Annotated in this window: 20 protein-coding genes; 2 read left to right on the top strand and 18 right to left on the bottom strand. The window is 59.1% G+C overall.

The features are described from left to right. Positions 1–10: 10 nt before the first annotated feature. From fnr to ACYZT2_RS10870, 9 genes are all read right to left on the bottom strand, one after another. Complete coding sequence (fnr, locus tag ACYZT2_RS10830) at positions 11–745, bottom strand: fumarate/nitrate reduction transcriptional regulator Fnr (RefSeq protein ID WP_461971988.1); 735 nt, start codon at positions 743–745, stop codon at positions 11–13. Between the two features lie 93 nt (positions 746–838). Next, positions 839–2,221: an oxygen-independent coproporphyrinogen III oxidase gene (hemN, locus tag ACYZT2_RS10835; protein WP_461971990.1), complete on the bottom strand. Its 1,383-nt coding sequence runs from the start codon at positions 2,219–2,221 to the stop codon at positions 839–841. Between the two features lie 188 nt (positions 2,222–2,409). After that, entirely contained in the window at positions 2,410–3,093 is a 684-nt protein-coding gene (locus ACYZT2_RS10840; protein ID WP_030128460.1) for a sulfite exporter TauE/SafE family protein, read from the bottom strand. Beyond that, a complete protein-coding gene (gene ccoS / locus ACYZT2_RS10845; protein WP_007905420.1) occupies positions 3,086–3,304 on the bottom strand; it encodes a cbb3-type cytochrome oxidase assembly protein CcoS in 219 nt (72 codons plus the stop codon). Before ccoS ends, ACYZT2_RS10840 begins: the two co-directional genes overlap by 8 nt. Positions 3,305–3,326: 22 nt before the next feature. Beyond that, complete coding sequence (locus ACYZT2_RS10850; protein ID WP_461971993.1) at positions 3,327–5,777, bottom strand: heavy metal translocating P-type ATPase; 2,451 nt, start codon at positions 5,775–5,777, stop codon at positions 3,327–3,329. Between the two features lie 163 nt (positions 5,778–5,940). Beyond that, the gene (locus ACYZT2_RS10855) at positions 5,941–6,483 is read right to left on the bottom strand and encodes a FixH family protein (protein WP_461971995.1); all 543 of its coding nucleotides are present in this window, start codon (positions 6,481–6,483) and stop codon (positions 5,941–5,943) included. Positions 6,484–6,494: 11 nt separating this feature from the next. After that, entirely contained in the window at positions 6,495–7,910 is a 1,416-nt protein-coding gene (gene ccoG / locus ACYZT2_RS10860; protein WP_461971997.1) for a cytochrome c oxidase accessory protein CcoG, read from the bottom strand. 206 nt (positions 7,911–8,116) lie between these two features. Continuing rightward, a complete protein-coding gene (locus ACYZT2_RS10865; protein WP_461971999.1) occupies positions 8,117–8,527 on the bottom strand; it encodes a PIN domain-containing protein in 411 nt (136 codons plus the stop codon). Continuing rightward, on the bottom strand, positions 8,527–8,781 hold the full coding sequence (locus ACYZT2_RS10870; RefSeq protein WP_095052003.1) for a type II toxin-antitoxin system Phd/YefM family antitoxin: 255 nt from the start codon (positions 8,779–8,781) through the stop codon (positions 8,527–8,529). Before ACYZT2_RS10870 ends, ACYZT2_RS10865 begins: the two co-directional genes overlap by 1 nt. Positions 8,782–9,031: 250 nt before the next feature. Here ACYZT2_RS10870 and ACYZT2_RS10875 point away from each other — a divergent pair, with 250 nt between their 5' ends. Further along, complete coding sequence (locus ACYZT2_RS10875) at positions 9,032–10,048, top strand: metallophosphoesterase family protein (RefSeq protein ID WP_461972001.1); 1,017 nt, start codon at positions 9,032–9,034, stop codon at positions 10,046–10,048. 76 nt (positions 10,049–10,124) lie between these two features. Here ACYZT2_RS10875 and ccoP (ACYZT2_RS10880) read toward each other — a convergent pair whose 3' ends face one another. The 8 genes from ccoP (ACYZT2_RS10880) to ccoN (ACYZT2_RS10915) form a co-directional block, all read right to left on the bottom strand. Beyond that, complete coding sequence (gene ccoP, locus ACYZT2_RS10880) at positions 10,125–11,108, bottom strand: cytochrome-c oxidase, cbb3-type subunit III (RefSeq protein WP_461972003.1); 984 nt, start codon at positions 11,106–11,108, stop codon at positions 10,125–10,127. Then, positions 11,105–11,290, bottom strand: a complete 186-nt coding sequence (locus ACYZT2_RS10885) for a CcoQ/FixQ family Cbb3-type cytochrome c oxidase assembly chaperone (protein WP_003175465.1) — start codon at positions 11,288–11,290, stop codon at positions 11,105–11,107. Before ACYZT2_RS10885 ends, ccoP (ACYZT2_RS10880) begins: the two co-directional genes overlap by 4 nt. Positions 11,291–11,295: 5 nt before the next feature. Then, positions 11,296–11,904 (bottom strand): cytochrome-c oxidase, cbb3-type subunit II, encoded by a 609-nt coding sequence (ccoO, locus tag ACYZT2_RS10890; protein ID WP_007905434.1) that lies wholly within the window; start codon positions 11,902–11,904, stop codon positions 11,296–11,298. Next, on the bottom strand, positions 11,904–13,346 hold the full coding sequence (gene ccoN / locus ACYZT2_RS10895; RefSeq protein WP_461972005.1) for a cytochrome-c oxidase, cbb3-type subunit I: 1,443 nt from the start codon (positions 13,344–13,346) through the stop codon (positions 11,904–11,906). The genes ccoO (ACYZT2_RS10890) and ccoN (ACYZT2_RS10895) overlap by 1 nt, the downstream gene beginning before the upstream one ends. Positions 13,347–13,828: 482 nt before the next feature. Then, on the bottom strand, positions 13,829–14,782 hold the full coding sequence (gene ccoP / locus ACYZT2_RS10900) for a cytochrome-c oxidase, cbb3-type subunit III (RefSeq protein WP_461972007.1): 954 nt from the start codon (positions 14,780–14,782) through the stop codon (positions 13,829–13,831). After that, complete coding sequence (locus ACYZT2_RS10905; protein ID WP_461973067.1) at positions 14,779–14,982, bottom strand: cbb3-type cytochrome oxidase subunit 3; 204 nt, start codon at positions 14,980–14,982, stop codon at positions 14,779–14,781. The genes ccoP (ACYZT2_RS10900) and ACYZT2_RS10905 overlap by 4 nt, the downstream gene beginning before the upstream one ends. Before the next feature lie 21 nt (positions 14,983–15,003). Next, on the bottom strand, positions 15,004–15,612 hold the full coding sequence (gene ccoO, locus ACYZT2_RS10910) for a cytochrome-c oxidase, cbb3-type subunit II (protein WP_461972009.1): 609 nt from the start codon (positions 15,610–15,612) through the stop codon (positions 15,004–15,006). 10 nt (positions 15,613–15,622) lie between these two features. After that, complete coding sequence (gene ccoN / locus ACYZT2_RS10915; RefSeq protein ID WP_305448961.1) at positions 15,623–17,047, bottom strand: cytochrome-c oxidase, cbb3-type subunit I; 1,425 nt, start codon at positions 17,045–17,047, stop codon at positions 15,623–15,625. Positions 17,048–17,142: 95 nt separating this feature from the next. Here ccoN (ACYZT2_RS10915) and ACYZT2_RS10920 point away from each other — a divergent pair, with 95 nt between their 5' ends. Beyond that, on the top strand, positions 17,143–17,820 hold the full coding sequence (locus ACYZT2_RS10920; protein ID WP_461972012.1) for an alpha/beta family hydrolase: 678 nt from the start codon (positions 17,143–17,145) through the stop codon (positions 17,818–17,820). A 185-nt stretch (positions 17,821–18,005) separates the two neighbouring features. Here ACYZT2_RS10920 and ACYZT2_RS10925 read toward each other — a convergent pair whose 3' ends face one another. Next, the gene (locus ACYZT2_RS10925; protein WP_461972014.1) at positions 18,006–19,571 is read right to left on the bottom strand and encodes a methyl-accepting chemotaxis protein; all 1,566 of its coding nucleotides are present in this window, start codon (positions 19,569–19,571) and stop codon (positions 18,006–18,008) included. Positions 19,572–19,640 lie beyond the last annotated feature (69 nt).

The following is a 19,640-nucleotide window of genomic DNA, read 5'->3' on the forward strand; positions in this document are numbered from 1 at the left end:
ATCACCAGGGTCAGCCGTCGATTGAGCCGCCGGCCAGGGCGCAGAGCTGGATCGGGTCAAGGATATGTATTTCCTTGCCCTCGGCGGCAATCAGTTCGTTTTGCTGGAAGCGGGTGAACACCCGGGACACGGTTTCTACCGCCAGGCCCAAGTAGTTGCCGATCTCGTTGCGCGACATGCTCAACCGGAACTGGTTGGCCGAGAAACCCCGTGCGCGGAAACGGGCCGACAGGTTGACCAGGAACGTGGCGATGCGCTCGTCGGCGGTTTTCTTCGACAGCAGCAACATCATTTGCTGATCGTCGCGAATCTCGCGGCTCATTACCCGCATCAACTGACGGCGCAGTTGTGGCAGTTGCAGAGCCAGTTCGTCGAGGCGATCGAAAGGGATTTCGCACACCGAGGTGGTTTCCAGGGCTTGCGCCGAGACCGGGTGCTTTTCAGTGTCCATGCCTGACAGACCGACCAGTTCACTCGGCAAATGGAAGCCAGTGATCTGCTCTTCACCGCCATCGCTCAGGCTGAAAGTCTTCAGGGCGCCGGAGCGTACTGCATAAACGGAATCGAACGTGTCCCCCTGGCGAAACAGGAACTCGCCTTTTTTCAGCGGGCGACCACGTTTGACGATATCGTCCAGCGCATCCATGTCTTCCAGATTCAGAGAAAGTGGCAGGCAGAGAGGGGCCAGGCTGCAATCCTTGCAATGGGCCTGGCTATGAGCGCGCAGTTTTACTGGCTCGGACATTTCTTCAATCCTTGTGGGAAAACACACATAAGACGTAAGGGTAACCCACGGGAGGACATTCGGACCAGCCTGCGACAATTTAACCGCAAGGCCTTAGATCACTCGTGAAAAGCGCTGGCGATTGGTGTGTTCCAGATACGCATCGAAAACCATGCACACCGAACGCACCAGCAGCCGGCCTGCGGGGAGTACGGTGATCCGTTCGTTGTCCAACTCGATCAGTCCATCCTCGGCCATATCCAGCAGATGTGGCCAAAGCTCGGCGAAATAACCACGAAAATCGATATTGAAGACCTGCTCGACTTCGGAGAATTCCAGGCTGAAATGGCAAATCAGTTGCTGAATCACTGCTCTGCGCAAGCGATCGTCAGCGGTGCATATCAGGCCACGGCTGGTGGCCAGTTGAGCGGACGCCAACGCGTTCTGGTACTGGGTCAAGTCGCTGCTGTTCTGGCAGTACAAATCGCCGATCTGGCTGATCGCCGACACCCCCAGACCAATCAAATCGCAATGACCGTGGGTGGTGTAGCCCTGGAAGTTGCGTTGCAGGGTCGATTCTTCCTGAGCAATCGCCAATTCATCATCGGGCAGGGCGAAATGGTCCATGCCGATGTAGCGGTAACCGGCGGCCGTCAGTTGTTCGATGGTGCGCTGGAGCATTTCCAACTTCTGTGCCGGTGCCGGTAGATCACTGCCGTTGATCCGCCGTTGCGGCATGAAGCGTTCCGGCAGATGGGCGTAGTTGAACACCGAGAGCCGATCCGGTTGCAGGCTGATGACTTCGTCGACGGTGCGGGCGAAGTTCTCGGGCGTCTGCTTGGGCAGGCCGTAGATCAGATCGATGTTGATCGAGCGAAATTGCAGGGTTCGGGCAGCATCGATCACCGCACGGGTTTCTTCCAGGCTTTGCAGGCGATTGACCGCCCGTTGTACCGCCGGGTCGAGGTCTTGAACGCCAATGCTGACCCGGTTGAAACCCAGTTCACGGAGCAGACCCATGGTCGACCAGTCGGCCTCGCGAGGGTCGATCTCGATGCCGTAGTCTCCGGAATCGTCGTCCAGCAGATTGAAATGCTTGCGCAGCTGAGCCATCAACTGGCGCAATTCGTCGTGGCTGAGAAAAGTCGGTGTGCCGCCGCCGAAATGCAGTTGCTCAACTTTTTGCGTCGGGTCTAGATGGCAGGCGATCAGCTGGATCTCCTGTTCCAGGCGCTGCAAATAGGGCAGGGCGCGGCCACGGTCCTTGGTGATGACTTTGTTGCAGGCGCAGTAGTAGCAAATGTTCGCGCAGAACGGCACGTGCACATACAGCGACAGCGGCCGCAGGGCTTTGCGGCTGTCGCGCAGGGCATGAAACAGGTCGAAAGTGCCGACCTGGCTGTCGAATTGCACGGCGGTCGGGTACGAGGTGTAGCGCGGTCCCGCCAGGTCATAACGGCGGATCAGATCTGTGTCCCAACGAATGGCGTCGAGCATGCGGGCATTCCCCCGGATAGGCTGGCAGTGTTTGCGAGTCTAGGGGGTCGACGCTGGGGCATCTTGATTTGCATCAACGGTCGGGATTTGTGTGGTCGGTGAGGGCCCCATCGCGAGCAGGCTCGCTCCCACAGGGGAATGCATTTCAAGGTGGGAGCGAGCCTGCTCGCGATGGGCGCACCGCCGAGCTAATGCCCCATCAACCAATGCTGATGAGGCCCCGGCAAGGTCCAGATGCCGAACACCATCACCAACAAGCCACCGGTCATGCGTACGCTGCGTTTGCGCAACAACGCTGTGACGCGCTCGGCAGCCAGCCCTGTGGCGAGCAGCACGGGCCAGGTGCCCAACCCAAATGCCAGCATCAGCAATGCACTGTCCAGCGCATTGCCTTGGCTCGCCGACCACAGCAATGTGCTGTAAACCAGCCCGCACGGCAGCCAGCCCCACAATGCGCCCAGCAGCAGGGCGCGGGGCAGGTTCGACACGGGCAATAGTTTGTTGGCCACCGGCTGAATGTGCCGCCACAGGCCACGGCCAAGGCTTTCGATGCGAGTCAGGCCGCTCCACCAGCCGGCCAGGTACAGGCCCATGGCGATCAGCAGCAGGCCGGCGAGGATGCGCATGAACATCGCCGCCGGGCTATTGGCCACGGCCCAGCCGGCCAGGCCGATCAGCAGGCCGGCCGCGGCGTAGCTGAGAATTCGCCCCAGGTTGTAGGCCAGCAACAATCGAAAGCGTCGGCTGCGCTGTTCCTTGGGGATCGCCAGGGTCAGGGCGCCCATCAAGCCGCCGCACATGCCCAGGCAATGCCCGCCGCCGAGCAGGCCGAGGATCAGCGCAGACACCAACAGTGGCGCCAACTCAAGCATGGGGCGGCGCCTTGTCGTCCGGTTTGGCCGGATGGCCGCTGGCCTCGTCGACCGCTGCCTTGTGGTTCGGGTCCTGATCGTCGAACAGGATGCTGTGGGCCGGGCCATCGAGGTCGTCGTACTGACCGCTGTCGACTGCCCAGAAGAAGATATAGATAGCGATGGCCACGATCAGCAGCGCGGCAGGGATCATCACGTAGAGAGCTGGCATCTGGACTCCATGCCCGCGCGGCTCAGGCCGGCAGCGGGCGGGTTTCTGGCGTGGTGCCGGCTACCGGCGCGCTCGGCAGGCGAGTCAGGCGCAGGGCATTCAACACCACGGTCAACGAACTGATCGACATGCCAACCGCCGCCCATACCGGAGTGATCCAGCCGAGGGCGGCGAACGGCAACATGAGGCCATTGTACAGCGCTGCCCACAGCAAGTTCTCGATGATGACCCGACGGGTGCGACGGGCCAGGCTGAAGGCTTGCACCAGCGCGTCGAGGCGGTTCGACAGCAGCACCGCGTCGGCACTGGTTTTCGCCAGATCGGTGGCCGAACCCATCGCCACGCTGATGTCGGCGGCGGCCAGGACCGGCACATCGTTGACCCCGTCACCGAGCATCAACACCTTGCGGCCTTCCTTGTGCAATTGTTGCAGCACCTGCAATTTATCGTCCGGACGCAAACCGCCACGGGCCTCGTCAATGCCCAATTCGGCAGCGACGCTGGCAACCATCGGCGAGCTGTCGCCGGACAGCAGCAACGTACGCCAGCCGCGAGCCTTGCAGGCCGCGAGCAGAGCGGGCGCATCGGCGCGCAACCGGTCGTCGAGTACGAACCACGCCAGCGGCCCTTGGCTGTCGCCGAGCAATAGCCATTGGCCGGGCTCATCGGGCATTGCTGGCACTTGAGCGTCGCTGAGTTCGCAGACAAAACCCGGTTGGCCAATGCGCAGGCGTTGTGCGCCGACCAACCCCTGCAGACCCAGGCCCGGCGTGCTGTGAACTTCTTCGGCGGCCAGCGGCGCGCGGCCAAAGGCTCGGGCAATCGGGTGCTCGGAACGGTTTTCCAAAGCGGCGGCGAGGCTCAGGCATTGATCGCTGGTCAGGGCCCCAAGAGGCCGGATCGAACGCAAGGCCAGGCGACCTTCGGTGAGGGTGCCGGTCTTGTCGAAAATCACCGTGTCGATCTGATTCAGGCCTTCCAGCACATGGCCGCGCGTTAACAAAAGACCGAGCTTGTGCAGCGTGCCGGTGGCGGCGGTGAGGGCGGTTGGCGTGGCCAGCGACAAGGCGCACGGGCACGTGGCAACCAGCATCGCCAGGACAATCCAGAAGGCTCGCGAAGAATCCAGTTCCCACCACAGCAGGCCAATGGCGGCCACCGCGACAAGCGACAACAGCAAAAACCATTGCGCGGCGCGATCGGCGATTTCCGCCAGTCGAGGCTTTTCGGCCTGGGCGCGATCCAGCAGGCGGACGATGGCCGACAGTCGCGTGTCCTGACCCAGCGCCAGGACTTCTACGGTCAGCGCACCTTCGACGTTCAAGGTGCCGGCGGTGACGGCATCGCCCGGGGTTCGTGGTTGTGGCAGGTATTCGCCGGTGAGCAGGGATTCGTCAATGCTCGATTGACCGTCGAGGATTTTACCGTCGGCCGGCAGAATTGCTCCGGGATGCACCAGCACCTGATCGCCCACGCGTAACTCGCTGAGCAGAATCCGCTCGCTCTGGCCATCAGCACTCAGCCGCAGGCAGGAGGCGGGCAACAGATTGACCAGCTGTGCGGTCGCGGCGGCGGTGCGTTCCCGGGCACGACGTTCCAGATAACGCCCGGCCAGCAGGAACAGCGCGAACATCCCCACAGCATCGAAATACAGCTCGCCAACCCCGGTGATCGAGGTCCAGATCCCGGCGATATAGGCACTGCCAATCGCCAGCGACACCGAGACGTCCATGGTCAGGTGACGGGTGCGCAGATCGCGCATCGCGCCCTTGAAGAACGGCGCGCAGCTGTAGAACACGATGGGTGTGGTCAGAAACAGCGCGACCCAGCGCAGGATGGTGTGCAGCTCGGGGCTGAGGTCGATGTTGAATTCTGGCCAGGTGGCCATGGTTGCCATCATCGCCTGGAACCACAGCAGCCCGGCGACACCGAGTTGGCGCAGGGCCAGGCGATTTTCGCTGGCCAGTTGTTCACTGGCGCGGTCGGCCTGATAGGGGTGGGCGGCGTAACCGATGTGGCGCAATTCGCTGAGCACCTGGCTCAATGGCAATTGCGCGTCGGCCCAGCGCACATGCAGGCGATGGTTGGACAGGTTCAGGCGTGCTTCGGCCACCGCCGGCAAGGCGCGCAAGTGTTTTTCGATCAACCAGCCGCAGGCGGCGCAACTGATGCCTTCCATCAACAGGGTGGTTTCGGCGAGTTCGCCTTCGTGGCGGACAAAGGGTTGTTGCACATCGGCGCGATCGTACAGCGCCAGTTCGTCCACCAACTGCACCGGCAAGGCTTCGGGGTTGGCCGAGGCTTCGCTGCGATGCTGGTAATAACTTTCCAGCCCACCGGCCACGATGGCCTCGGCCACCGCCTGGCAACCCGGGCAGCAGAACTCGCGGGTATCCCCGAGGACGGCGGCGGTGAAGCGGCTACCGGCCGGGACGGGCAGGGCGCAGTGGTAGCAGGGGGTAGGAGTACTCATGAGCTAGAATCTATATCGTCCGGAAGGGGCCTCATCCCTGTAGGAGCTGTCGAGTGAAACGAGGCTGCGATCTTTTGACCTTGCTGTTCTTTAAAAACAACATCAAAAGATCGCAGCCTCGTTTCACTCGACAGCTCCTACAGATTTCACAGGTTTGCAGGGTTTACGGTTTTTTCAGGTCTTCCGCGCCCTGCAGCGGCTCATCACCGAGCAACAGATCCTTGGCATGGCTGACTTGTTCTTCTTCGAACATGCGCCAGATCTTGTCATCCTGCACTCCCAGCAATTCGACAAAGCGACGACCTTCAATCTTGTCGCTCAACTGGCCGATGTAGCGACCCTGTTCGGTTTCGCTACGGGCCAGGGTGATCTTGCGATCCTTCTCTGGCTGGGTCGGCGAAATCAGGTTCAGTTCAAGGGTTTTCGGCTGGCTATTGCCGCTCAGGCGCAGATCGACTTCGCCGGTCACGTCATCCAGATGCACGCTGGCACGCAGTTGCAGGGTCTGGGCCAGCAGTTCACGGTCTAGCGAACGGTTGATGCCCTTGCCAGCCTCGTAATAGTTGTCGTTGACCAGGTTGTCCGGGTTGTTCACCGCGATGGTCACCATCGACAGGGTCAAGGTCACCGAGCAGGCCAGAATGGCGATAATGATCCATGGCCAAAGGTGCTTGTACCAGGGACTTGCGGCAGTTGGTGCGGGCATGATCACTTCTCTCAACGAATTTGTGGGCCGATGAATCGGCTCTTGGCTTCAATGTGGACGTTGGCGTCGTCGGCGTCCTTGAGGATGAATGTCACCTCGTTGGTGCTCGACGGCAGTTGTTCCGGTGCGCTGGACAGTTCGACCGGCTGACTGAAAATCTCCCCGGCGGCGACCTTGATCTCGCGCTTGCCTTGCAGCTTGAGGTCCGGCAGGCCGGTGGCTTCCAGCACGTACGTGTGGTCGTGCTGGTCCTTGTTCATGATCTTCAGGCTGTAGACGTTTTCGATCCGGCCTTCGGCATTCTCGCGGTACAACACGCGGTCTTTACTGACATCGAAGCCGACCAGCGAGCGCATGAAGAATGCAGTCACCAGTAGCGCGATCATCGCCAGCAGTACCGTGGCATAGCCGATCAGGCGTGGGCGCAGTTTATTGGTTTTTTGCCCCGACAGGTTGTGCTCGGTGGTGTAGCTGATCAGGCCCCGTGGGTAATCCATCTTGTCCATGATGCTGTCGCAGGCATCAATGCACGCGGCGCAGCCGATGCATTCGACTTGCAGGCCGTCGCGGATGTCTATACCGGTGGGGCAGACCTGGACGCACATGGTGCAGTCGATGCAATCGCCAAGACCCTGAGCCTTGTAGTCGATGCCTTTCTTGCGCGGGCCACGGCTTTCGCCACGGCGCGGGTCATAGGAGACGATCAGCGTGTCCTTGTCGAACATCACGCTCTGGAAGCGTGCGTACGGGCACATGTAAATGCACACCTGCTCGCGCAACCAACCGGCGTTGCCGTAGGTGGCGAGGGTGAAGAAACCGACCCAGAAATACGACCAGCCATCGGCCTGGCCGGTGAAGAAATCGATCACCAGTTCGCGAATCGGTGAGAAGTAACCGACAAACGTCATGCCGGTCACGAAACCGATCAGCAGCCACATCGTGTGCTTGCTGAATTTACGCAGGAACTTGGTGGCGCTCATCGGCGCCTTGTCGAGCTTGATGCGCTGGTTGCGGTCGCCTTCGGTGACTTTTTCGCACCACATGAAGATCCAGGTCCAGACGCTCTGAGGGCAGGTGTAGCCGCACCAGACGCGACCGGCATACACGGTGATGAAGAACAGGCCAAAGGCACTGACGATCAGAATGCCCGAGAGCAGGATGAAATCCTGAGGCCAGAAAGTCGCGCCAAAAATAAAGAATTTACGTTCCGGCAGGTTCCACCAGACGGCCTGATGGCCGCCCCAGTTCAGCCACACCGTGCCGAAATACAACAGAAACAGTCCGGCACCGCCGATCATCCGCAGATTGCGAAACAGGCCGGTGAAGGCGCGGGTGTAGATCTTTTCTCGAGAGGCGTAGAGATCGACGCTGTTGTTCGCGTTCTTGGCAGGCGGAGTGACGTCGTGTACCGGAATCTGATTGCTCATCATTGCATCCCACGGCAGTGGAAAAATGCCTCGGTCAGTACGTGCCGACCGCGGTCAAAAAGAGGTGTTGCAGTGGCGCAATGATACGCTTGTAGCTCTAGCGCAAGGGTGCGACCTTTGGTCGCGTTGGGGAAAATCAATTGATGGTGTAATGACTTGAATCAATTGACTTGTGAATTATGAACGGTTTTGCAGGGGCGGCGAACTCATTCGTCCCATGGATTGATCAGTGCCACACCGCTGGATTGAAAATCGCTGATGTTACGGGTGACTACCGTAAGGCCATGAACCAGTGCAGTCGCTGCGATCAGGGCGTCACTTTCATTGGCACGATCTGGAACATGCAAGCTGGCACAGCGGAGTGCCACGGCGGCATCGACCGGCAAGATTCTGGCATCGAAGGCCGGTATAACCTGGCGCTTCAGCCAGGTGCGCAATACCTTCCCCTGAACGGGGTCGCGACGCTCCATTCGAAGAACCCCTGTCTCCAGTTCCTTCAAAGTAATGGCCGAAATAAACAGGCGTGGTGCGATGACACTTTTGGCCCAGGCGACGACGTTCGCGTCAGCCTGAGGTTTACGCAGTTCAGAAATCACGTTGGTGTCGAGTAGAAACATCAGGACAGATCCACGGGTCGATGAGTGATGACGGTACGCTCGGTTTCGAATTCGATGTCTGCCGCTTCGGGCATCACCAACAGGTCGACGATGTTGGCGTTTATGCCAGTCAGTTTTTGGTATTCCTCAATGCTTAGCAGTACGTGAGCAGGCTTGCCACGGTCGGTGATGATAACCGGCCCATGACGCGTGGCTTTTTTGGCACTACTTGTGTCCTGGTTGAATTCACGACTGGAAATGGTGGTGATGGCCATCATGCGTAGGCTCCTGCAAAAAGCGTCGATGTAGGAACGTTACTACTTGGCTTTGTGTCTCGCAACCTCGTTGAGGGACCGTCGGTCGTAGTGGTGCATCTGGCTTCTCCAATAGCGCAATAGTGAAATTGCAGGAAACATGATCTATTGATATTGAAACGATAGATGTTTGTTTTGACTTTTAAGTTGTCATAACTTGCTCGGGCAAGACGGTGTGTCTTGTACCTAACTTCAATAGAGATGGATTTCTATGTTTCTCGATAAAAAAGTCAATGCGCTATTGGGCGCTTTGTTATGTGTCGTTACGTTTGGTGCACATTCGGCAGATAATAACCTGCCTCGGCATTTAGTGTTTACCTCGGATCCGCAGTATCCGTGGACTGAGAGTTCCGACCATGGGTGGGATGAAACAACCTCGGATAAGGAGCAGCGTTCAAAGTGGCTGATTGAGAGCCAATACTCCGACGTCGCCAGCTTCAGGCGTAATCATTCTGTTGACCCGACGCACATTCCAGTCATGGTCAACGGCGACATGACCGCTTTCGGTCACGGCTACCAGCGCGACATGACCCGGTCGATACTGGATAAGCAACTGGGGGGTGTTTATGACTATGGCCTGGGGAATCATGATTATGAAAACAACGTCGATGATTGTTTTCTGAATAACTGTGCGGCCGGCAGTATTGTTGATTTCAAGGAACGTTACTTGGGCAAGTTAACGACGCTGGATATGAGAGTGTCGGATGAGGGCACGATTAAAAAAAGTGTCTTCGGTAGCCTGGCCTATTCTAAAGACTTTGGCGATGTACACATTGTTCAATTACATAATGAGCCCACCTATACCGTCGGGTTTACCGCTTGGGATTGGGGAGTGCTCACGGGTTACCAGGTTTGCGAGTCTCTGGATTGGCTGGAGGAAGATTTAAAACGCGCAAGTGAGAGCGCAAAGATCATTCTTCTGAACATGCACAAGCCGGATCGCTGGAAGGGCAGTACCGAACAGATTGCCCGGTTCAAGGCAATCATCGAGCGATACAAGGTGACGGCGGTGTTTGCCGGGCATTTGCATACCGAGCCCGGGAGCTACTACGGATGGAACAAACGGGACTACTTCGGGGATGTGCCGGTATTCTTGAGCGGTGGGGCGTCGAACCAGACCTACCTGATCGCCGATATGTCCACGGATCGCAAAACGTTGAAGGTGTTTCAGGTCAACCAGAATAACTGGCCAAGCCGCAAAGAGATCCAGACGGTTGAGGTTCGATAACCTGCGATTATCCAGTTGAAACGAAAACGGCCCCGTCAGATGACGGGGCCGTTTTTTGTTGCATCAAGCGTTTATCTTACTGGGCGTCTGCTTCCGGTGCTTTCTCACCGTGAGAGAGGCTGTAGACGTAAGCCGCCAGCAGGTGAACCTTGTCGTTGCCTTGCAGCTGTTCTTGCGCAGGCATCTGGCCCTGACGGCCGTAACGGATGGTCTGCTGCAGTTGAGCGAAGCTCGAACCGTAGATGAAGCCGGTCGGGTGAGTCAGGTCAGGGGCGCCCATTGCTGGCGTGCCTTTACCTTGCGGGCCATGACACGCCACGCAGTTGGCGGCGAACAGTTTCTGGCCGGCAACCGGATCAGCCTTGGTGCCTTCCGGCAGCTTGCGGCCATCGAGGTTGGTCAGCACGAACGCGGCAACGTCCGCAACGCCTTGCTCGCCGATCACTTCAGCCCAGGCCGGCATCACAGCGTGACGACCGCCCATGATGGTGGTCTTGATGGTTTCCGCTTCACCGCCCCAGCGCCAGTCGGTGTCAGTCAGGTTAGGGAAGCCGTAGGCGCCTTTGGCGTCGGAACCGTGGCAGACCGAGCAGTTGGAGGCGAACAGGCGGCCACCCATCTTAAGGGCTTGCGGGTCTTTGGCGACTTCTTCGATCGGCATGGAAGCGAACTTGGCGAAGATCGGGCCGAACTTGGCGTCCGACCTGAGCATTTCCTTCTCCCACTCGTGAACGCCGGTCCAGCCGGTCTGGCCGTTGGCGAACGCGGTCTTGTTCTCGTTATCGAGGTAGTTGTAACCCGGCAACAGGCCTTTCCAGTTACCCAGACCCGGGTACAGCACCAGGTAGCCGAGGGCGAAGATGATGGTGCCCACGAACAGCATGAACCACCATTTCGGCAGCGGGTTGTCATACTCCTCGATCCCGTCGAAGGAGTGGCCGACCGTTTCATCGGTGGATTCGCTGCGCTGGCCCTTGCGGGTGGACAGCAGCAGCCAGGTCAGGGCGAAGATGGTGCCGAGACTGAGGACTGTGACGTACAGACTCCAGAATGTAGTCATTCTTTGTTACTCCTAGAAGCTTGCTCGACGTGCTTGATGGCTTCGGGATCATCCGCGAAAGGCAGCAAGGTCGCGTCTTCAAACTCCGACTTGCGCTTGGGGCTGAACACCCACAGCGCCAGACCGATGAAGGCCACCATCACAACAACGGTGCCCAGGCCACGAATCATCCCGATATCCATCTAAATCACCGTTTGCTTTTGATGATGGTGCCCAGGCCTTGCAGATAGGCCACCAGCGCGTCCATTTCGGTTTTGCCCTTCACAGCATCCTTGGCACCGGCGATATCTTCGTCGGTGTAAGGGACGCCGAGCGTGCGCAAGACTTCCATTTTCTTGGCGGTGTCTTTGCCGTCGAGCTTGTTTTCCACGAGGAACGGGTAAGCCGGCATTTTCGACTCAGGCACTACGTTGCGCGGGTTGTACAAGTGCGCACGCTGCCAGTCATCGGAGTAACGACCGCCGACACGGGCCAGGTCCGGACCGGTACGTTTGGAACCCCACAGGAACGGGTGGTCCCAAACGCTTTCACCCGCGACCGAGTAGTGGCCGTAACGTTCGGTTTCAGCACGGAACGGGCGGATCATCTGCGAGTGGCAGCCGACACAACCGTTGGCGATGTATACGTCGCGGCCTTCCAGCTCAAGGGCGGTGCGCGGCTTCATGCCCTCGACCGGCTTGTTGGTGACATCCTGGAAAAACAGCGGAACGATTTGAGTCAGGCCGCCGACGCTGACGGCGATAACCATGAAGAAGGCCAGCAGGCCAATATTCTTCTCGACTGCTTCATGCTTCATCAGTGAGCTCCAACTACAGCAATCTGTTCAGCAGCTTTGGCTTCAGCCGGGTTCGAGGCACGTACGGTACGCCATACGTTGTAGGCCATGAACAGCATGCCGCTGGCAAAGAACGCACCGCCCAGGGCGCGAACGATGAAACCAGGGTGGCTGGCTTGCAACGCTTCGACGAACGAGTAGGTGAGGGTGCCGTCGTCGTTGATTGCACGCCACATCAGACCCTGGGTGATGCCGTTGACCCACATCGAAGCGATGTACAGAACGGTACCGATGGTCGCGAGCCAGAAGTGCGTGTTGATCAGGCCGGTGCTGTGCATCTGCGCACGACCGAACAGTTTCGGGATCATGTGGTAGATCGCGCCAATCGAAATCATCGCTACCCAGCCAAGAGCGCCGGCGTGTACGTGGCCGATGGTCCAGTCGGTGTAGTGCGACAGCGAGTTGACGGTCTTGATGGCCATCATCGGGCCTTCAAAGGTCGACATGCCGTAGAACGCCAGCGATACCACGAGGAAACGCAGGATCGGGTCGGTGCGCAGCTTATGCCAGGCGCCCGACAGGGTCATCATGCCGTTGATCATGCCGCCCCAGCTGGGTGCCAGCAGGATGATCGACATCGCCATGCCCAGGGACTGAGCCCAGTCCGGCAGCGCGGTGTAGTGCAGGTGGTGCGGACCGGCCCAGATGTACAGGGTGATCAGCGCCCAGAAATGCACGATCGACAGACGATAAGAGTAGATCGGACGTTCGGCCTGCTTCGGAACGAAGTAGTACATCATCCCCAGGAAGCCGGTGGTCAGGAAGAAACCTACCGCGTTGTGGCCGTACCACCACTGGATCATCGCATCGGTCGCACCCGAGTAAGCCGAGTAGGACTTGAAGAAACTGACCGGCAGGGACGCGTGGTTGACGATGTGCAGCATCGCCGTCACGACGATGAAGGCACCGTAGAACCAGTTACCGACATAGATGTGCTTGGTCTTGCGCTTGACGATGGTGCCGAAGAACACCAGACCGTAGGTGACCCAGACAATGGCCAGCAGAATAGCCAGGGGCCATTCCAGTTCCGCGTATTCCTTGGTGGTCGTGAAACCCATCGGCAAGGTAATGATCGCGCCGACGATCACCGCTTGCCAACCCCAGAAGGTGAAGGCCGCGAGGCTGTCGGAAATCAGTCGCGTTTGGCAGGTTCGCTGCACGACGTAATAGGAAGTGGCAAACAGAGCACAACCACCGAAGGCGAAAATCACCAGGTTGGTGTGCAGCGGGCGCAGGCGTCCAAAGCTCGTCCATGCCAGACCGAAGTTCAACTCCGGCCAGACCAGTTGCGAGGCGATGAAGACACCGAGCCCCATGCCAAGGATCCCCCAGACCACCGTCATGATGGCGAACTGGCGGACTACCTTATAGTTATAAGCAGTCGGACTGATTGCTGTGCTCATTCTAAGGTTCCACGGTTTGGGTGTTTTATTAGGAGTAAAAATCGGCCGCAAGTATGTAGAAAGCGGGGGGTCATTGCAACGCGCCATGACGTGGGTCAATGCTTTCAAAAGCTGATTCTGCGGCCTTTCCATGCGCTGCGTAAGGACAAAATTGCGCTCGGACAAAATGTCGCAACGGATGAAAGAGGCGAGGGGTTCAGGTCAGTTGTAACGGGGTATGTTCAAACACGACGATCGGGTAACAGAGGGCAACGGGGACGATAGCCGGTGTCTACCAGCCTTTGCGGCCTGTCATCGAGCAAATTCGTCGAACACATCGGGTTGAATCGACCTGGAACCGGCGCTGGTCAGCACGCATCGCAGGACAGCTTAAACCTGAATCCGGCGAACCGAAAGGAAAGACAAGGGAGGGTGCGACAATGCGTCGCAAAGGGGCAGTGAACTGCCGCATCCGGGTGAATGCGGCGTTGCGCGGGCGAGATTTATTCGCTTTTGCCTTCAGCCTGCAAACGTTCTGTATTCAGACCATGCGACAGGCTGTACACATAAGCAGCCAACAATTGCACCTTGTCGTTGCCGAGCAGTTCGTTCTGCGCCGGCATATGACCCTCGCGGCCATGACGAATGGTTTGTTCAAGCTGCGTCAGGCCTGTTCCATAGATAAAACCGGCCGGTTGCGTCAGATTCGGCGCTCCCATGGCTTCAGTGCCTTGGCCGTTTGCCCCATGACAGGCTACGCAGGTGGTGCTGTACGCTTGCTGTCCGGCGTGCAGATCGGCTGTGCTGCCTTCCGGCAAGGGCAGGCCGGCCAGTTCATGACGCACATAAGCAGCGACGTTCTTCACCCCGGCGTCGCCGAGGATTTCTCCCCAGGCCGGCATCGCGGCCATGCGACCGCCCATGATTGTCGTTTTGATCATTTCGGCATCGCCGCCCCAGCGCCAGTTGCTGTCGGCCAGGTTCGGGAAACCAAACGCGCCTTTGGCATCCGAGCCGTGGCACACCGAGCAATTGGACGCAAACAGGCGACCGCCCATTTTCAGTGCTAGCGGATCCTTGGCCACTTCTTCGATGGGCATGGCGGCAAATTTGGCGAAGATCGGCCCGAACTTCGCGTCAGCCTTGTTCATCTCCTTTTCCCATTCGTGGACACCGGTCCAGCCGTCCTCATAACCGGGCAATATGCCTTTCCAGTTACCCAGGCCCGGGTAAAGGATCAGGTAGCCGACGGAAAACACCAACGTGCCGGCGAACAGCATGAACCACCACTGCGGCAGCGGGTTGTCGTACTCCTCGATGCCGTCGAAGCTGTGGCCCATGGTCTGGTCGGTGCTGCCCTTGGTTTCCCCTCGGCGCGTACCGATCAGCAACCAGGTCAGGCCGATCAGGCTGCCGATGGTCAGTACGCAGATCCACGTACTCCAGAAGGTGGTCATGGCCGGGTACTCCTTGTGGCGGATGCTTGTTGGGTGCTGTTTTCGGATGGCGGCTCGTCGGCGAACGGCAGCAGGCGCGCTTCGGCGAATTCCGGATTGCGCTTGCCGTTGAATACCCACAGCGTCAGGCCGACGAAGGCCACGAACACCACGACCGTGCCCAGGCCGCGGATCATTCCACTGCTCATTTCGCTAATTATTTCAAAGGGCATGGACATGGCTCACCTCTTGCTCTTGATCGCAGTGCCGAGCACTTGCAGGTAGGCGACCAGCGCATCCATTTCGGTTTTGCCCTGGAGCGAGGCGACTGAGCCTGCGATGTCGTCGTCGGTGTACGGCACGCCGAGGGTGCGCATGGCGCGGATCTTGGTTTCGGTGTGGCTGCTATCGATCTTGTTGTCGACCAGCCACGGGTAGGCCGGCATCTTCGATTCCGGCACCACGTTGCGCGGGTTGTACAAGTGCGCGCGATGCCAGTCCTCGGAGTAGCGACCGCCGACGCGCGCCAGGTCCGGCCCGGTACGCTTGGAGCCCCACAGGAATGGATGATCCCAGACACTTTCACCAGCCACCGAGTAGTGGCCATAGCGCTCGGTCTCGGCGCGGAACGGACGGATCATCTGCGAGTGGCAACCGACGCAGCCTTCGCGGATGTAAATGTCGCGACCTTCCAGTTGCAGCGCGGTGTAGGGCTTCATGCCTTCCACCGGTTTATTGGTCACGTCCTGAAAGAACAGGGGGACGATCTGGGTCAGGCCGCCGATGCTCACGGCGAACACCATCAGCAACATCAGCAGGCCGACGTTTTTTTCGATTGTTTCGTGTTTCATGGCGGACTCCTCAGGCTATCTGCGCGGCAGCGGCGGCTTCGGCAGGCTGCGAGGCCCGCACGGTGCGCCAAGTGTTGTAAGCCATCAGGAACATGCCACTGAGGAAGATCGCGCCGCCCACCAGTCGCACGACGAAGCCTGGGTGGCTGGCCACCAGGGTTTCGACGAAGGAGTAGGTCAGCGTGCCGTCCTCGTTGACCGCGCGCCACATCAGGCCCTGAGCGATGCCGTTGACCCACATCGACGCGATGTACAGCACGGTGCCGATGGTCGCGAGCCAGAAGTGCGCGTTGATCAAGCCGATGCTGTGCATCTGCGTGCGGCCGAAGATTTTCGGGATCATGTGGTACAGCGCGCCGATGGAAATCATCGCCACCCAGCCGAGCGCGCCGGCGTGAACGTGGCCAATGGTCCAGTCGGTGTAGTGGGAGAGAGCGTTGACCGTTTTGATCGCCATCATCGGCCCTTCGAAGGTCGACATGCCGTAGAACGCCAACGAGACCACGAGGAAGCGCAGGATCGGGTCGCTGCGCAACTTATGCCAGGCGCCCGAGAGCGTCATCATCCCGTTGATCATCCCGCCCCAGCTCGGCGCCAACAGGATCAGCGACATCACCATGCCCAACGACTGCGCCCAGTCCGGCAGCGCGGTGTAGTGCAAGTGATGGGGCCCGGCCCAGATGTACAGGGTGATCAGTGCCCAGAAGTGCACGATCGACAAACGATAGGAATACACCGGACGCTCGGCCTGTTTCGGCACGAAGTAGTACATCATTCCGAGGAAACCGGCGGTGAGGAAAAAGCCTACGGCGTTGTGTCCATACCACCACTGCACCATGGCATCGGTCGCACCGGCGTACACCGAGTAGGACTTGGTGAAACTCACCGGCAGCTCAAGGTTGTTGACGATGTGCAGGATCGCCACGGTGATGATGAATCCACCGAAGAACCAGTTACCGACATAAATGTGTTTGGTCTTGCGCTGCATGATCGTGCCGAAGAACACGACGGCATAGGCCACCCAGACGATAGTGATCAGGATGTCGATCGGCCATTCCAGTTCGGCGTATTCCTTGGAACTGGTGTAACCCAGTGGCAGGCTGATGGCCGCCAGCAGGATCACCAATTGCCAGCCCCAGAAGCAGAACGCGGCGATTTTTGGCGCGAACAATCGGGTCTGGCAGGTGCGTTGCACCGAGTAGAACGAACTGGCGAACAGGGCGCAACCGCCGAAAGCGAAGATCACCGCATTGGTGTGCAGTGGGCGCAACCGGCCGAAACTGGTCCACGGCAGGTTGAAGTTAAGTTCGGGCCAGACCAACTGGGCAGCGAGAAAAACCCCGAGCCCCATGCCGACGATGCCCCACACCACCGTCATAATGGCGAATTGGCGGACCACCTTGTAGTTGTAGGCGGTACTGATAGAAGTGTTCATGGTTCCCCATCCACGGTTCAGCCGAAGTGAGGGCGTTTGCGCAAGGCAACGCTCCCCTCGTCTGGAGTTATAGGCAGACTAAAAGCGAGGCAAGCATGGACAAAGAGCACAAGGCCAGTATTGACGGGGATCAATGGGCGCAGTGTGTGCGGGATCATGGGTGGATGTGGGATGCCGCTTCAGGGCCGGCTTCGGCGACGCTGATTCTCGCTCACGGTGCCGGTGCGCCGATGGACAGCGACTGGATGAGCGACATGGCTGCGCGCCTTGCCGCACAGGGGGTCAACGTATTGCGCTTCGAGTTTCCCTACATGGCGCAGCGGCGTATCGATGGCGGCAAACGCCCGCCGAACCCGGCACCGAAACTGCTCGAGTGTTGGCGTGAGGTGTATGCCGTGGTGCGACGCCATGTCGCTGGACGCCTGGCCATTGGTGGCAAGTCCATGGGCGGGAGGATGGCGAGTTTGTTGGCTGATGAGTTGGGCGCGGAGGCGCTGGTGTGCCTGGGGTATCCGTTTTATGCGGTGGGCAAACCGGAAAAGCCGCGGGTTGAGCATCTGGCTTCTTTGAAGACGCGGACGTTGATTGTTCAAGGCGAGCGGGATGCGTTGGGTAATCGGGCGGCCGTCGAGGCTTACACGTTGGCGCCGAGTATCGAGGTGTTCTGGCTGGAGACGGGGGATCATGATTTGAAGCCGCTGAAGGCTTCGGAGTTTACTCATGAGCAGCATCTGGCGGCTGCGGCGGGGAAGGTTGCGGCATTTCTTCCTTGAGATTTATGGTGGCCGTGGTGGCCTCATCGCGAGCAGGCTCGCTCCCACATGGGCCTTGCGAATACAGGTCCACTGTGGGAGCGAGCCTGCTCGCGATGCCGGTCTGACGGGCAGCACCACTTTAAGGTTGGCAATAAAAAACCCGGAGGTTTTCACCATCCGGGTTTTCGTTTTGCTATCACCAATCAGCGATTAAACCGCTCCACCAACGAATACTGAGTATTCGCGGTTTTGGTCAGCTCTTCACTCAACAACGCCGAGTGCTGTGCCTGTTCCGAGGTCTGGTCAGCCAATTGCGAGATGTTGCTGATGTTGCGGCTGATTTCTTCGGCCACTGCACTTTGCTCTTCGGTGGCGGCAGCGATTTGCGTGGTCATGTCGGTGATGTTGGCCACCGCTTCGCTGATGCCCACCAGTGCCTGGTCCGCTTCCAATACCCGCGCCACACCTTCTTCGGCCTGACGATGCCCGGCTTCCATGGTTTGCACCGCGGTGCTGGCGGTTTGCTGCAGCTTGGCGATCAGGGCGTGAATCTGCCCGGTGGATTCGCTGGTGCGTTGTGCCAGTTGACGTACTTCGTCGGCCACCACCGCAAAGCCACGACCCATCTCGCCGGCGCGAGCCGCTTCAATCGCGGCGTTCAAGGCCAGCAGGTTGGTCTGGTCGGCGATGCCTTTGATCACATCGACCACGCCGCCGATTTCGTCGCTGTCCTTGGCCAGTTGCGTGACCGTCAGGCCGGTTTCACCGACCACCACCGACAGACGCTGAATGGCTTCGCGGGTTTCCCCGGCGATGTCGCGACCGCGACCGGTCAGGCGATTGGCTTCCTGAGTGGCGTCAGCGGTGCGCTGCACGTGGCTGGCGACTTCCTGAGTGGTGGCAGCCATCTGATTCACAGCGGTCGCCACTTGCTCGGTTTCGACGCGTTGACGTTCCAGGCCGGTGGAGCTGTTGTGCGCCAAGGCGTCAGACTGTTTCGCTTGTTCGGTCAGGTGCTCGGCAGTGTCCTGCAGACGAGTCAAGCAGGTTTTCAGGCGTGCTTCCTGGCTGAGGATCGACATCTCCAAACGTGCCTGGGCGCCACGACTGTCGGTGTACATCTGCGCGATCAGCGGGTCGGACGTGGTCTGCTCGGCCAGGCGCAGCAGACGCTTGATACCGCGCTGTTGCCAGCTCAAACCCATCAGGCCCAACGGCACGGAAAGGCCGGCGGCGAGGGCGAAGCCCCATTGGGATGTGAGGGTGGCGCCGATCATGAAGCTCAACTGGCTGACCAGAATGAACGGCAGCCAGTCCTGAAGCACCGGCAGCCATTTGTCTGTAGAGGGAATTGCAGACTTGCCCTGGTTGATGCGTTGGTAGAGCGCTTCGGCACGGCGGATCTGTTCGGCGGTGGGTTTGACCCGCACCGACTCGTAACCGATCACCTGATTGCCGTCGAACACCGGTGTGACATAGGCGTTAACCCAGTAGTGGTCACCGGTCTTGCAGCGATTCTTGACAATGCCCATCCATGGCAAGCCTTGTTTCAATGTGCCCCACATGTGCGCGAACACCGCAGCCGGGACGTCGGGGTGACGGACCAGGTTATGCGGCGCACGGATCAGTTCCTCACGAGAAAACCCGCTGATTTCGACGAAGGCGTCGTTGCAGTAGGTGATCACGCCCTTGGCATCGGTGGTGGAAATCAACCGTTGCTGAGCCGGGAAGGTCCGTTCGCGTTGTGTAATGGGCTGGTTGTTACGCATGGCTTTTTCAATCCGCAAGGCTTTGAGAGGTTGTCGGCAATGTCAGGAATTTATTGAAGTGTTTTTTTC

The sequence above is a fragment of the Pseudomonas sp. MDT1-85 genome (assembly GCF_054898065.1).